General features: G+C 61.4%; 14 protein-coding genes. 3 read left to right on the top strand and 11 right to left on the bottom strand.

Translation table 11 applies throughout. The annotated features are described in order from the left end of the window. Nucleotides 1-285: 285 nt before the first annotated feature. Genes nth through rsxD form a run of 4 tightly spaced genes read right to left on the bottom strand, consistent with a single transcriptional unit; the run spans nucleotide 286 to nucleotide 3,346 of the window. The gene (gene nth / locus AC2CGQ_RS08190; RefSeq protein WP_103085597.1) at nucleotides 286-927 is read right to left on the bottom strand and encodes an endonuclease III; all 642 of its coding nucleotides are present in this window, start codon (nucleotides 925-927) and stop codon (nucleotides 286-288) included. Further along, nucleotides 927-1,625 (bottom strand): electron transport complex subunit E, encoded by a 699-nt coding sequence (locus AC2CGQ_RS08185; protein WP_004938409.1) that lies wholly within the window; start codon nucleotides 1,623-1,625, stop codon nucleotides 927-929. The genes nth and AC2CGQ_RS08185 overlap by 1 nt, the downstream gene beginning before the upstream one ends. Further along, on the bottom strand, nucleotides 1,622-2,251 hold the full coding sequence (gene rsxG, locus AC2CGQ_RS08180) for an electron transport complex subunit RsxG (RefSeq protein WP_484593566.1): 630 nt from the start codon (nucleotides 2,249-2,251) through the stop codon (nucleotides 1,622-1,624). The genes AC2CGQ_RS08185 and rsxG overlap by 4 nt, the downstream gene beginning before the upstream one ends. A 9-nt stretch (nucleotides 2,252-2,260) precedes the next feature. Then, a complete protein-coding gene (rsxD, locus tag AC2CGQ_RS08175; RefSeq protein WP_103085596.1) occupies nucleotides 2,261-3,346 on the bottom strand; it encodes an electron transport complex subunit RsxD in 1,086 nt (361 codons plus the stop codon). Nucleotides 3,347-3,711: 365 nt separating this feature from the next. Here rsxD and AC2CGQ_RS08170 point away from each other — a divergent pair, with 365 nt between their 5' ends. Further along, complete coding sequence (locus AC2CGQ_RS08170; RefSeq protein ID WP_004938420.1) at nucleotides 3,712-4,605, top strand: helix-turn-helix domain-containing protein; 894 nt, start codon at nucleotides 3,712-3,714, stop codon at nucleotides 4,603-4,605. Between the two features lie 33 nt (nucleotides 4,606-4,638). On the opposite strand, the gene rsxC is transcribed toward AC2CGQ_RS08170, so the two are convergent. The 4 genes from rsxC to AC2CGQ_RS08150 form a co-directional block, all read right to left on the bottom strand. Beyond that, the gene (gene rsxC, locus AC2CGQ_RS08165; RefSeq protein ID WP_484593565.1) at nucleotides 4,639-6,840 is read right to left on the bottom strand and encodes an electron transport complex subunit RsxC; all 2,202 of its coding nucleotides are present in this window, start codon (nucleotides 6,838-6,840) and stop codon (nucleotides 4,639-4,641) included. Further along, nucleotides 6,833-7,405, bottom strand: a complete 573-nt coding sequence (rsxB, locus tag AC2CGQ_RS08160; RefSeq protein WP_015377753.1) for an electron transport complex subunit RsxB — start codon at nucleotides 7,403-7,405, stop codon at nucleotides 6,833-6,835. The genes rsxC and rsxB overlap by 8 nt, the downstream gene beginning before the upstream one ends. Continuing rightward, a complete protein-coding gene (rsxA, locus tag AC2CGQ_RS08155; RefSeq protein ID WP_004938443.1) occupies nucleotides 7,405-7,986 on the bottom strand; it encodes an electron transport complex subunit RsxA in 582 nt (193 codons plus the stop codon). Before rsxA ends, rsxB begins: the two co-directional genes overlap by 1 nt. Before the next feature lie 135 nt (nucleotides 7,987-8,121). After that, complete coding sequence (locus AC2CGQ_RS08150) at nucleotides 8,122-8,562, bottom strand: DUF2569 domain-containing protein (protein ID WP_004938446.1); 441 nt, start codon at nucleotides 8,560-8,562, stop codon at nucleotides 8,122-8,124. A gap of 224 nt (nucleotides 8,563-8,786) precedes the next feature. On the opposite strand from AC2CGQ_RS08150, the gene AC2CGQ_RS08145 reads away from it, so the two are divergent. Together AC2CGQ_RS08145 and AC2CGQ_RS08140 are read left to right on the top strand one after the other, a co-directional pair. Then, nucleotides 8,787-9,827 carry an oxidoreductase gene (locus tag AC2CGQ_RS08145; protein ID WP_103085594.1) on the top strand — a complete coding sequence of 347 codons (1,041 nt, stop codon included), beginning with the start codon at nucleotides 8,787-8,789 and terminating at the stop codon, nucleotides 9,825-9,827. A gap of 72 nt (nucleotides 9,828-9,899) precedes the next feature. Beyond that, nucleotides 9,900-10,904, top strand: a complete 1,005-nt coding sequence (locus AC2CGQ_RS08140) for a bile acid:sodium symporter family protein (protein WP_004938453.1) — start codon at nucleotides 9,900-9,902, stop codon at nucleotides 10,902-10,904. A gap of 11 nt (nucleotides 10,905-10,915) precedes the next feature. On the opposite strand, the gene AC2CGQ_RS08135 is transcribed toward AC2CGQ_RS08140, so the two are convergent. The 3 genes from AC2CGQ_RS08135 to AC2CGQ_RS08125 form a co-directional block, all read right to left on the bottom strand. Beyond that, the gene (locus tag AC2CGQ_RS08135) at nucleotides 10,916-11,461 is read right to left on the bottom strand and encodes an AAA family ATPase (RefSeq protein WP_103085592.1); all 546 of its coding nucleotides are present in this window, start codon (nucleotides 11,459-11,461) and stop codon (nucleotides 10,916-10,918) included. A gap of 109 nt (nucleotides 11,462-11,570) precedes the next feature. Next, entirely contained in the window at nucleotides 11,571-12,569 is a 999-nt protein-coding gene (gene add / locus AC2CGQ_RS08130) for an adenosine deaminase (protein WP_075685791.1), read from the bottom strand. 135 nt (nucleotides 12,570-12,704) lie between these two features. Next, a complete protein-coding gene (locus AC2CGQ_RS08125) occupies nucleotides 12,705-13,460 on the bottom strand; it encodes a DeoR/GlpR family DNA-binding transcription regulator (protein ID WP_049241210.1) in 756 nt (251 codons plus the stop codon). Between the last annotated feature and the right edge of the window lie 95 nt (nucleotides 13,461-13,555).

The raw sequence follows: 13,555 nt of genomic DNA, 5'->3' as shown, positions 1-13,555 counted from the left end.
TGGTTGTTAATCCATTGGAATGTTGTGCATATGCAGCGTTTTGTAAAATTATAGAAATTTAGGAAAACGGGACTGGCATTTGTGAACGCCTTGTGATCCTGAAAGCGTGACGTTCACCGCAATTTTTGACTAATTTTTCGCTTGAAAATAACGCGGCACTGAGTTTTTCACTGAAAACCGCGATAACGCCGGGGTTACTGCTGCGCGATATCACATTTCCGATAAAAAAGAGGCGCTGGCGGGGGGAGTGGCGGCGACGGGTGCGGTTTGCCGCACCCGTCAGACTCAGGATTCCGGATAAACCTTCTCTTTATACTCGCACAGATCTTCGATGATGCAGGAGCCGCAGCGCGGTTTGCGCGCGATGCAGGTGTAGCGCCCGTGCAGGATCAGCCAGTGGTGGCAATCGACCTTGAATTCGGCGGGCACCACCTTCAACAGCTTCTCTTCCACCTGTTCGACGTTCTTGCCAGGCGCGAAGTGGGTGCGGTTGCACACCCGGAAGATGTGGGTGTCCACGGCGATGGTCGCCCAGCCGAAGGCGGTATTGAGCACCACGTTGGCGGTCTTGCGGCCGACTCCCGGCAGCGCTTCCAGCGCGGCGCGATCTTCCGGCACTTCGCCGCCGTGCAGCTCCAGCAGCATACGGCAGGTTTTGATCACGTTTTCGGCCTTGCTGTTGAACAGGCCGATGGTCTTGATGTACTCCTTGACGCCATCAACCCCCAGCGCCAGCATGGCGGCGGGGGTGTTGGCGACCGGGTAAAGTCTGGCGGTCGCCTTGTTGACGCTCACGTCGGTGGCCTGCGCAGACAGCAGCACGGCAATCAGCAGTTCAAACGGCGTGGTGTACACCAGCTCGGTGGTCGGGTGCGGGTTGTTGTCGCGCAGCCGGGTCAGAATTTCCAGTCGCTTCTGCTTGTTCATCAGGCCTTCTCAGCACGTCCTTGTTCCAGCAGCGGTTCCGCCGCCACGGCGCGGGCTTTGCGCGCCTTCATTTTTTCGTCGATCAGATACTTGACCGCCAGCAGCAGCCCCAGGCCGATAAAGGCGCCCGGCGGCAGCATCGCCAGCAGGAATGGGCTGTCGAAATGCACCACTTCGATGCGCAGCGACTTGGCCCAGCCGCCCAGCAGTTGGTCGGCGCCGTCGAACAGCGTACCGTTGCCCAACAGTTCGCGCATCGAGCCCAGCGTCACCATCACGCCGGTGGCGCCAAGGCCGATGGCCATGCCGTCCAGCGCCGAGAGGCCGACCGGCTTCTTGGCGGCCACCGCTTCGGCGCGGCCGACCACGATGCAGTTGGTCACGATCAATGGAATAAAGATGCCGAGCGACTGATACAGGCCGAAGGCATAGGCGTTGATCAGCATCTGCACGATGCTCACCACCGCGGCGATGATCATCACGTAGATCGGAATACGCACTTCGCTCGGCACCCAGCGGCGCACCGCGGAGATGGAGGCGTTGGTCAGCGTCAGCACCAGCGTGGTGGCCAGCCCCAGGCCCAGCGCGTTGGTGACGGTGGAGGTCACCGCCAGCAACGGACACATGCCCAGCAACTGCACCAGGGCGGAGTTGTTTTTCCACAACCCCTGAACGATCAATTCTTTGGCTTCACTCATTCGGCGGCTCCACACGCAGGTAAGCTTTCAAGTTTAGGCGGCAGCGTTTCCATATACAACGCCGTGCGGCGCACCGCATTGACCACCGCCCGCGGGGTGATGGTCGCGCCGGTGAACTGGTCGAACATGCCGCCGTCTTTCTTCACCGCCCAGCGTTTGTCGTCCGGGCCGTCGAATTTCTTGCCGCTGAAGAAGGAAATCCAGTCGGAAATGCGCAGTTCAATTTTGTCACCCAGCCCAGGCGTTTCGTGGTGTTCAATCACCCGGGTGCCGAGCACCGTGCCGTTGAAATCGGCGCCGACCAGCAGCTTGATGGCGCCTGAATAGCCGTCCGGCGCGGTGGTTTCCAGCGCGGCGGCCGTCGGCTGCCCGTTTTTGCGCGCCAGGTACAAGCGGTGCGGCGCGCCGTCGCCCAGCGCCGGATCGCTGACCAGCAGGCATTCGTTCTGCATGATGTTGTCGTAGTTTTCCGGCGGTACCACCTGATCGAGCAGCGCTTTTTGCTGCAGCGCCGCCTGATGGGCGATGGTGGTTTTCGTCAGGGCGTAAACCACGGCGGTCAGGCCGGTGGTGACCGCCGCAAACACCGCCAGCGTGGTGCCGTGCTTTCTCATGGAATTCAGCATGGCGGCTCCTTAGCGATGGCCGTACACGCGCGGCTGCGTGTAGTGGTCGATTAACGGGACGGTGATGTTGGCGAGCAGCACGGCGAAGGCCACACCATCAGGGTAGCCGCCATAGACGCGGATCAGCCAGACCAGCATGCCGATCAGCGCGCCGTAGATTAAGCGGCCCTTCGGCGTGGTGGAGGCGCTGACCGGATCGGTGGCGATAAAGAACGCACCCAGCATGCTGGCGCCGGAGAACAGGTGGATCAGCGGTGAAGCCTGATGCGCCGGATCGATCCACCAGGTCAGACCGGAACAGAAGGCGATGGCGGCCAACATGCTGAAAGGGATTTGCCAATGGATCAGGCGGCGCGCCAGCATAAACAGGCCGCCGGCCAGGAAACCGAGGTTGACCCACTGCCAGCCGATACCGGCCAGCGCGCCGCCGAACAGCGGCTGCTGCAACACCTGTTCCACGCTGTGGCCGCTGCGCAGGCCGGTTTTGAAGCCGTCGAGCGGCGTGGCCTGGCTGATGCCGTCCACGCCCATCTGCAGTTCGTGCAGCGTCGCGCCCTGTGCGGTATGGCCGCTGAAAATCGCCAGCAGCGTGTCGTGGAGCGAAAGCGCGGCGGCGCGCAGTTCATCCGGCGGCAGCCAACTGGTCATCTGCACCGGGAAGGAGATGAGCAGCACTACGTAACCGACCATCGCCGGGTTGAACGGGTTCTGCCCGAGGCCGCCATACAGCTGTTTGGCGATAACGATGGCGAAGAAGGTGCCGATGACGATCATCCACCACGGCGCCAGCGGCGGCAGGCTGATGCCGAGCAGCAGCGCGGTCAGCAGGGCGGAGTTATCCGCCAGCCGGCTGCGCACCGGCAGCTTGCGCAGCTTGAGGATCGCGCCTTCTGCAGCCAGCGCGACGATCGCCGCCAGCGCCACCTGAATCAGCACGCCGTAGCCGAAAAACCAAATCTGCGCCGCAATGCCGGGAATGCACGCCAACATGACCCATAGCATAATGCGGCTGGTGCTTTGCTGGTTGTGGGTGAAAGGCGAGCTGGCGATGTGTAAGCCTTTGGCGGCTGTGGGTGATACCGGCCTGAACTTCATAGAGTAACGATACCTTCTGCGCCGCGCCTGCGGCAGTTTCGATGCGCCATACTGCGGGCGCGGCAAAAATGATAGCCGAGCATTCTACCTGATTCGATGCGAGGGTAATACGCCTTAATGATAGGGGTATTCGGCTTTCCGCACATCTGGCGATCGGGGTGGCGCGATTTGATTTTTTTTTGGCCGGGAAATGGGCTAACGTGAGGAATTGTCAGTGGAACTTGCGCCGTCATCGACCGCGGAAAATGGGGTAAACGTCTGAATGAGATATCATTTTTCTCCAGATTTCCGCACAAAATAACAACTTTCACATAATCCGTGTAGGTTACTATCGCGAACATTATTGAGTCAGTGAATCCATAATAATGACAAATGAAGACATTTTTTTTATTGAAGAGCTAATTGAGTGGGTGGAGATACATCTGGAGAAACGGCCAAACCTGGATGAAGTCGCGCGTATTTCGGGCTATTCCAAGTGGCATCTGCAGCGTAAATTCAAGCGTATTACCGGCATTCAACTCGCCACCTATATCCGTTCGCGCATCCTGACGCGCGCCGCGGTGGCGTTGCGCATTACTCGTCGCTCCATCATCGATATCTCCGATGAGCTGGGCTTCGACTCTCAGCAGACCTTTACCCGCATGTTCAAGCAGCGCTTCGGCACTACCCCCAATCGCTACCGCTCGATGGAGCACTGGGACGTGAAAAACCTGATGCCGCGCTTTAACTTCGAAGCCAGCTACGGCGCCGGTTATTACCCGGAAGTGAAGCGGCTGACGCTGCCCGACATGCAGCTGGTCGGCTTCACTCGCCGGCTGGATTTCGCCTCCGAACAGGAACTGGAGTACTCTTCCTGCATGGCGATGAAGGATGAGATTTTCAACGACTTCTTCAAGGGGCTGCACGTCGACTGTCGGCGGATTTACAGCATCTACTCCCCTCATGCCGGGGAGGGCGACGAGCTCTCATCCACGCTGGTGATGGCGGTCGATCCTGAACACAGAAAGGATATTCTTTCCAACCATCAGATAGACACCTTCCATTTGCCGAGCCGCGAGTTTATCTCTATCAACCATAAGGGGTCGGCGAAAGAGTGTTTGCAGTTTTTCGGCTACCTGATGTCGCATGTGATGCCGGGGTTGAAGGATAAAGTGCGCGGCAGTATGGAAATGGAGATCATTCAAACCAAAGAGTGGAATCCTGAATCCAAACTGCGTCAGATTGAAGTGGATTACACCTACCTGATTTCTATCGATTAAATGGCGCCTGGCGTCAGCCAGGCGCCGCTATCATTATTTGTCTTCCGTTTCCGCCGCCAGCGATTCTCTGGCGGCTTTTTTGGCCTTGGCGCGGGCGATAGCCGCCGCGACCGCCGCCTTGCGCGGATCTTCTTCGGCTGCAGCCGGCGCCGGTTCCGTCGGTGCAGGGTCATCCGCCTGCTGCGCCGCTTTCTTGGCTTTTACGCGCGCCAGTGCCGCCGCGACCGCCGCCTTGCGCGGATCTTCTTCGGCGGCAGCCGGCGCCGACTCCGTCGGTGCAGGGGCATCCGCCTGCTGCGCCGCTTTCTTGGCTTTTACGCGCGCCAGTGCCGCCGCGACCGCCGCTTTGCGCGGATCTTCTTCGGCGGCAGCCGGCGTCGTTTCCGCCGGCGCAGGGGCATCAGCCTGCTGCTCTGCCTTTTTGGCCTTCACGCGCGCCAGGGCGGCCGCAACGGCCGCTTTACGCGGATCGTCCTCTGTTGCCGCCGGGGCGGAGTTGTTTGCCGCCGGCGCCTCTTTGCGCGCTTTCACGCGGGCCAGCGCCGCGGCCACGGCGGCTTTACGCGCGTCGTCGCCGGCGGTCGCCGGTGGCGCTTCCGTTTCCACCTCGGCAGCCAGCTGGGCACGACGTTCGCGCGCCTGCGCTTTACGTGCTTCGCGGGCAGCGATCATCTCGCTGTTATCCGGCTGCTGGCCGTTGACCGGCGTAACCGCCGCTTCGGCATTCTTGCTGCGCACGCGCGCCAGCGCGGCCTGCACTGCGCCCTGATCGTCGTCGGTCAGTTTGACGGCGGCCTTTTTATGTCGCTCTTCACGCGCCAGTTTTTCACGCTCCAGACGCGCCAGCTTGGCCTCGTAACGCGCCTTGGCCTCGGCGGTGCGCGCCGCTTCCAGATCGATAGCCTTGATTTCGGCCTTTTCCTGCCGGTAGTACTGTACCAGCGGGATATTGCTGGGGCAGACGAACGCGCAGGCACCGCATTCGATGCAGTCGAACAGGTTATGGTTGCGCGCCTTGTCGTGCTCCTGCCCGCGGCTGAACCAATACAGCTGTTGTGGCAGCAGCCCGGCAGGGCAAGCGTCTACGCACAGGCCGCAGCGGATGCAGGACTGCTCCGGTTCCTGTGGCGTCATTTCATCCACCGTCGGTGCCAGAATGCAGTTGCTGATCTTGACGATCGGCACGTTCAGCGCGGGCAGGGTGAAGCCCATCAGCGGGCCGCCCATGACCACCATCTGCTGCGCCTGCGGGCGGAAACCGACGAAGTCGAGCAGGTGCTGCACCGGCGTGCCGATGCGAGCCCACAGATTGCCGGGGTGCTCGATCGCCTCGCCGGTCAGGGTCACTACGCGCTCAATCAGCGGTTCGCCGTCGACGATCGCTCGCTTGATGGCGAAGGCGGTGCCGACGTTTTGCATCAATACGCCGATAGCGGAGGAGTGCTTACCGTGCGGCACTTCCTTACCGGTCAAAATTTTGGTCAGCTGCTTGGCGCCGCCGGACGGGTATTTGGTCGGGATGACGCGCAGCGCAATGCCGGGCTGGCCGCGCAACGCCAGTTTCAGCGCCGCGATTGCCTCCGGTTTATTGTCTTCGATGCCGATCAACGTGAGCTTGGGTTGCAGAATGTGTTGCAGGATCTGCGTGCCTTCAATGATCTGATCGGCATGTTCCTGCATCAGACGGTCGTCGGCGGTAATGTAAGGCTCACACTCGGCGGCGTTGAGGATCAGCGTTTCCACGCCGTTCATGCCGCCTTGCAGTTTGCTGGCGGTCGGAAAACCTGCGCCGCCCAGGCCGGCGATGCCGGCCTGATGAATACGTTGAATCAGTTCCGCGGCGGGCGATTGGCGATAGTCGGCCACCGGATCGCGCTCGCACCAGCGGTCTTCCCCGTCTGCCTCGATAATCACGCACAGCTCCGTCAGCCCGGACGGGTGCGCGGTGATGTGCGGCGTAATGGCGCTGACGGTGCCCGAGGTCGGGGCGTGCACCGGCACGGTGCGGCCGCGGCCGACGGTCAGAGGCTGGCCTTTCAACACCCGATCGCCGGCGCTGACGCACAGCTCGCCTTCCGGCCCCAGATGCTGTTGCAGCGGAATGATAAAGGTCTTGGGCAGGGGCGCGACACGCAGCGGCGCACCGCTGGACTGCGTTTTCATTTCCGGTGGATGGATCCCGCCGTCGAAATCCCAGATCCGGTCTTTTTTAAAGGCGGCGAACAGATTAAGCATGTTGCTCCACGTGGATCACTTGCACCGGGATCGTCTTCATGTCCCACTTCCAGTTGGCGGTGGTGGTAGCGACCGGTCTCATTTCAATACAGTCGGTAGGGCAAGGGGCGACGCACAGATCGCAGCCGGTACAGAGGTCGGTAATGACGGTATGCATGGCGCGGGTGGCGCCGACGATGGCGTCCACCGGGCAGGCCTGAATGCACTTGGTGCAGCCGATGCAGTTGGCCTCGTCGATATAGGCCACTTTACGCTCCGGCTCGGCGGCGGCTTCGCTGCCCAGCGGCTGCGGCTCGACGTTGAGCAGCTCCGCCAGTTTCAGCATCACCTGTTCGCCGCCCGGCGCGCATTTGTTGATCATCTCGCCGTTGGCCACCGCCTCGGCATAGGGGCGACAGCCGGGGTAACCGCACTGGCCGCACTGGCTCTGCGGCAGGATCGAATCGACCTGCTCGGCGACCGGATCCTCTTCCACCTCAAAACGGCGCGCGGCGTAGCCCAGCACCAGTCCGAACAGCAGCCCGAGCGCGCTTAGAGCCGCGATAGCTATCCACAACGCAGTCATTAGAATTTCACCAGCCCGGTAAAGCCCATAAAGGCCAGCGACATCAGCCCGGCGGTGATCAGCGCGATCGAGGAGCCGCGGAACGGCGCCGGCACGTCGGCCACCGCCAGACGTTCGCGAATGGCGGCGAACAGCACCATCACCAGCGAGAAACCGGCGGCGGCGCTAAAGCCGTAAACGGCGGACTGCAGGAAGTTGTAGCCGAGGTTGACGTTAAGCAGCGCCACGCCCAGCACCGCACAGTTGGTGGTGATCAGCGGCAGGAAGATGCCCAGCAGGCGGTAGAGCGCCGGGCTGGTTTTGCGCACTACCATCTCGGTGAACTGCACGACGACGGCGATCACCAGAATGAAGGAGAGCGTGCGCAGGTACACCAGATCCAGCGGAACCAGAATAAAGGTGTTGATCACCCAGGCGCTGACGGAGGCCAGCGTCATGACGAAGGTGGTGGCCATTCCCATGCCGATGGCGCTTTCCAGCTTCTTGGAAACGCCGAGGAACGGGCACAGGCCAAGAAACTTCACCAGAACGAAGTTGTTCACCAGTACGGTGCCGACAAACAGGAGCAGGTATTCGGTCATTGCGATGCCTAAAAAAATAAAAGCCGCCTATTATCGGGAATCGGCGGCCGGACGACAACATATGAATCGCAGGGGTATTGCCTTTTTTGGCGAAAATTTACACAAAATACCCGATAAAACGTGCTGCAACCGCCTTTAACGTTCGGTAAAGGTGCCTTTGACCCGCTGCGAGCGCTTGATATAAGGCACCAGCAGCGCCGCCATCAGCAGCGGCCAGCCGAGGCTGCGCACCGCCACTTCATCCGGCACCGGCGCGAAGGCGAAGGCTTTCACCGCCAGGATCACCGTGATCAGCAGCCATAACAAGAACAGTTTAGGGAAGCGCTGCGACCGCTGGCAGAACAGAAACACCAGCCACAGGGTAAAGCCCCACATCAAGAGCGTGGTCAGCACCGAAAAGTACCATTGCAGGGTAAACGCCTGGGCGTTGGTCAACAGATAGTCGCGCGACTCGGGCATGAAGATCGCCATGGCGTACAGGAGCAGCATCAGGCTGGCGCTGAGCAGGGTAACGATCAGATAGGCCAGCGGGGCCAGCAACCAACCGCCGATACGAGAGTATTCAGCTTGAGACATAAAACGGCTTCCTGATTGAATCGGGGATCACAGGCGGCATAGCTTAGCGGGTAATATAGGCTTCGTCATCTCTATCAAGCGGATAGCTCGGCATTGCGGCGCCGGGCCGCACGTTTGGCTACTCCGGCCTCGCTTTGAATTAACATCTCATTTACTTCTTGTTCCATCCGGCCGCATGGTGTCAAATCGAAAGGGTCTGTCGTGAGCCTGCAAGAGGAAATCCCATGGCTGAAAAAATTCGTGTCGGGCTGGTCGGTTACGGCTACGCCGGTAAAACCTTTCATGCGCCGCTAATCGCCGGTACGCCGGGGCTGGAACTGGCCGCCGTTTCCAGCAGCGATGCCGGCAAAGTGCACGCCGACTGGCCGTCGATGACGGTGGTGGGCGATGCGCAAGCGCTGTTCGCCGATCCGACCCTCGATCTGATCGTGATTCCCACCCCTAATGACACTCATTTCCCGCTGGCGCAACAGGCGCTGGCCGCCGGCAAGCACGTGGTGGTGGATAAACCCTTCACCGTGACGCTGTCACAAGCTCGGGCGCTGCAACAGCAGGCGCAGCAGAGCGGTTTACTGCTGTCGGTGTTCCACAACCGTCGCTGGGACAGCGATTTCCTTACCCTTAAGGCGCTGCTGAACGACGGTTCGTTGGGCGAGGTGGTGTACTTCGAGTCGCATTTCGATCGCTACCGGCCACAGGTGCGCCAGCGCTGGCGCGAACAGGGCGGCGCCGGCAGCGGCATCTGGTTCGATTTGGGGCCGCATCTGCTCGATCAGGCGCTGCAATTATTCGGCAAGCCCGACCGACTGTTTGTCGATCTGGGTGAGCTGCGGCCGGGGGCACAGGCGGTGGACTATTTTCACGCGCTGCTGAGCTATGGCGATCGCCGCGTGGTGCTGCACGCCAGCATGCTGGCGGCGGCGGAGAGCCCGCGCTACGTCGTGCACGGCACCCGCGGCAGCTATGTCAAATACGGCCTCGATCCGCAGGAGGACCGGCTGAAGGCCGGCGAGCGCTTGCCGCAGGCCGATTGGGGCTATGACATGCGCGACGGCGTGGTGACGCTGTCACGTGACGATCTGCTGGCGGAACAGCCGCTGCTCAACATTCCCGGCAATTATCCGGCTTATTACGCGGCGGTGCGCGACGCGATCACCTGCATAGGCGAAAACCCGGTGCCGGCCGCCGACGCCATCGCGGTGATGGCGTTGATCGAACTGGGGCTGGAATCGGCCCGGCTGCAGCAGGCGCTGCCGGTGGTTTGATACCGCCCATTTCTCTGTGCCCGGCGCAACGTCGGGCCTTTTTACGACTTTACGTGCAAGGAAATTCGTTTCATGTCCTGGTTGCAGCGTTTGCGCATTGATAAATTTTTGCTGGTTCTGATTTTGGTGGTGATCGTCGCCTCGCTGTTCCCCTGCGAAGGCATCTGGAAAACCTTCTTTGAACACCTGACCACCGCCGCCATCGCGCTGCTGTTCTTTATGCACGGCGCCAAGCTGTCGCGCGAGGCGATCGTCGCCGGCATGAGCCACTGGAAGCTGCATCTGCTGGTGTTCCTCAGCACCTTTGCGCTGTTCCCGCTGCTCGGGCTGGCGATGAACCTGCTGGTGCCGGGCATCATGACGCCGACGGTCTATCTCGGCTTCCTCTATCTGTGCGCGCTGCCGGCCACGGTGCAGTCGGCCATCGCTTTTACCTCGGCGGCGGGCGGCAATGTGGCGGCGGCGATCTGCAGCGCCTCGGCGTCCAGCATTCTTGGCGTGTTCCTGTCGCCGCTGCTGGTGGGGGCGTTGATGCATACCCAGGGCGGCAATACCGACGTGCTGCACGCCATTGGCTCAATCATTCTGCAACTGATGGTGCCGTTCGTGATCGGCCATCTGGCGCGGCCGCTGATCGGCAAGTGGATCGACCGCCATCGCAAACTGATTAACCTGACCGACCGTTCGTCGATCCTGCTGGTGGTGTATACCGCGTTCAGTGCGGCGGTGGTGGAAGGGATTTGGCACCGTATCGACGGCTGGTCGCTGCTGACCATCCTGGTGATGTCGCTGGTGCTGCTGACGGTGGTGCTGGTGATCAACACCTACGCGGCGCGCTGGCTGGGCTTCAACACCGCCGATGAAATCACCATCGTCTTCTGCGGTTCGAAAAAGAGCCTGGCGAACGGCATTCCTATGGCCAACGTGCTGTTCCCGGCCGCGGCGGTGGGCGCCATGGTGCTGCCGCTGATGATTTTCCACCAGGTGCAACTGATGGTGTGCGCGGTGCTGGCGCAGCGCTATGCGCGTAAAACCGCCAAACAGCGGGCCGAGGCGGAGGCGCTGGCGGCCAAATAGGCCGCAGGCCGCTAACGGTGGCCCAGCGCGTCGAGCAGAAAGTCGGCGCGCTCATCGGGTGAGGCGCGCGGCAGCTCTTGCAGCCGATAGCCATGACGGCGATAGATGGCCACCATCGCCCGATAGGTTTGCTCGGCTTCGGCGAAAGACTGTTTTCTCTCGCTGTCCTGCGCATAAATCGCTCGCCACGGCGGGGCGATGAACACCGTATCGGCATAGCGAAAGGCGTCGATCGCCGCCGTTAAGGGGGCGGGGATCGATAATCCGCACAGCGTCAGGTAACCGGCGATATCCGGCAGGCCGCGATCGAAGAACCAGCATGTTGCGCCCGTCGCTTCGCGCCATGAACGCAGTTCCCAATCGAGCATCCGCTCGGCGAAAGCCTGGCGATCGCCCCACGGCAGCGCATTGCCGCCAATACTCACCTGATCCTGAATAATCGCCCGGCCCGCCTCCTGGGAATGCGGGTAACCGCGGCGATGAAGAACGTCGATGAGCGTGCTTTTGCCCGAACCCGGGCCGCCGGTCAGCACGATACGGCGTAGTTTGTCAGACATGCGGAATTCCTTTCTTGCAACAGAGTGATGGGGTGAAAACAGCGATAAAGACGAACAGGCGGAAGAAAACGGGGGATGAGAAGAAGGCGCCGTTTGGCGCCTGGGGAGATTAGCCCTGAACTTTGGCGCGCAGCGCCTGTTTTTCCTGCTCGCTGAGGAAAGCCAGCTTCAGGCCGTTTTCCTGCGCGGTGCGGATTTCTTCCGGCGTCAGCCCGGCCTGCGGCGCGGCGACGCGGTATTCATGCTCGATCTCGATGCCCTGAACCGCCGGATCGTCGGTGTTGATCGACGCCAGCACGCCGTGGCGCAGGAAGGTGGCCAGCGGATGCTGCGCCAGCGACGGCACGGTGCTGGTTTGGATGTTGGAGGTCAGGCAGGACTCGATGCCGATGCCGTGTTCCGCCAGGAAGTCCATCAGCGCCGGATCTTCGACCGCTTTCACCCCGTGGCCGATACGTTCGGCGCCCAGCTCGCGGATCGCCTGCCAGATGCTTTCCGGGCCGGCGGCTTCGCCCGCGTGCACGGTGATGCGCAGGCCGGCGTCGCGCGCACGGTTGAAGTGACTGAGGAACAGGCTGCCGGGGAAGCCCAGCTCATCGCCCGCCAAATCCAGTGCGGTAATGCCGTCGCGGTGCGCCAGCAACCCTTCCAGCTCCTGCAAACAGGCGGCCTCGCCAAAGGTGCGGCTCATGATGCCGATCAGGCGAATGTCGATATCGCGATCGCGGCAGCCCGAGCGGATCCCGTCGATCACCGCTTCCACCACGCCAGCGACCGGCAGCTGATGCTTCATCGCCATGTAGTAAGGGGAAAAACGCAGCTCGGCGTAGTGCAGGCCGGCGTTGGCGGCGTCCTCGACGTTTTCGTAGGCCACCCGGCGGCAGGCGTCCAGATCGCCCAGCACCGCTACGCCCCAGTCCAGTTTCTGCAGGAAGCTGACCAGATCCGGTTCGGCGTGGGTGATCTGCACGTGCGGGCGCAGGCTCTCCAAATCGTTGGCCGGCAGGGTGAGGTTGAACTGGCGACCGAGGTCGAGAATGGTCTGCGCGCGGATGTTGCCGTCGAGATGGCGGTGAATGTCGGTAAGCGGTAGGCGGGGATCGATCATGCTGGGCACTCGCTAAGTATCGTAGGTAAAGTGCAGAACAGTATAAAAACAAATGAATGAAACTTGCCATCTCGTTGCATAAAAAAGTGACTTGCATCACAAATAATGCGAGGAGTATCGCATTATCGTCGTGAATCAGGCTTTCAACACGCTGACGCCCGCCTGCTGCAACGGCGCGATCAATGCGTCGTCGGTGGCGCGTTCAACGATGATGGTATGCGCCAGCGTAATATCGCCGATCGCATACTGCGAGGCGGCGTTAAGCTTGGCGGCGGAAGCCAGCACCACGGTTTCCGCCGCGCGGGCCGCCAGCGCGCGCTTGATGTAGGCCTCTTCCAGATCGCCGGTGCTCAGCCCCGCAGTGGGGTGCACGCCGGTCACGCCCATAAAATAGATATCGGCGCGAATATGCGACATCGCTTCCACCGCGGCGGCGCCGACGCTGACGATCGAATGCTTGTACAACCGGCCGCCGATCAGGATCACCTCCACCGTGGGATGATCGGCCAGGCCCACGGCGACGCTGGGGCTGTGGGTGACGATGGTGGCGTTCAGGCTGAGCGGCAGCTGCCTGACCAGCTCGGCGGAGGTGGTGCCGCCGTCGATGATCACCACCTGGCCGGGGGCGATCAGCGCCGCCGCCGCTTTGGCGATCGCGCGTTTGGCGCCGGATTCCAACTGATTGCGTTCGGCGAAGCTGGCGATGGCGGATGAAACCGGCAGGGCGCCGCCGTGCACCCGCTGCAGCAACCCCTCGGCGTCCAGTTCGCGCAGATCGCGCCGGACAGTGTCTTCCGACAGCCCGAACAGCTCGCTGAGCTGCTTGGCCAACACCTGGCCGTCCTGAGCCAGTTTCTCCAGGATGATTTTCTTGCGCTGGCTGGTCAACATGGCCATTTTTCCCTCAAACTTGTTTTGCACGAAATATCTTGATCATACACGAAACTGCACGATAGTATCAATTTCCTTCCTCTGGCGGAGTAAAC

Source organism: Serratia sp. DFXYC6, assembly GCF_057196085.1.
This window is presented reverse-complemented; position numbering and strand designations above follow the sequence as displayed.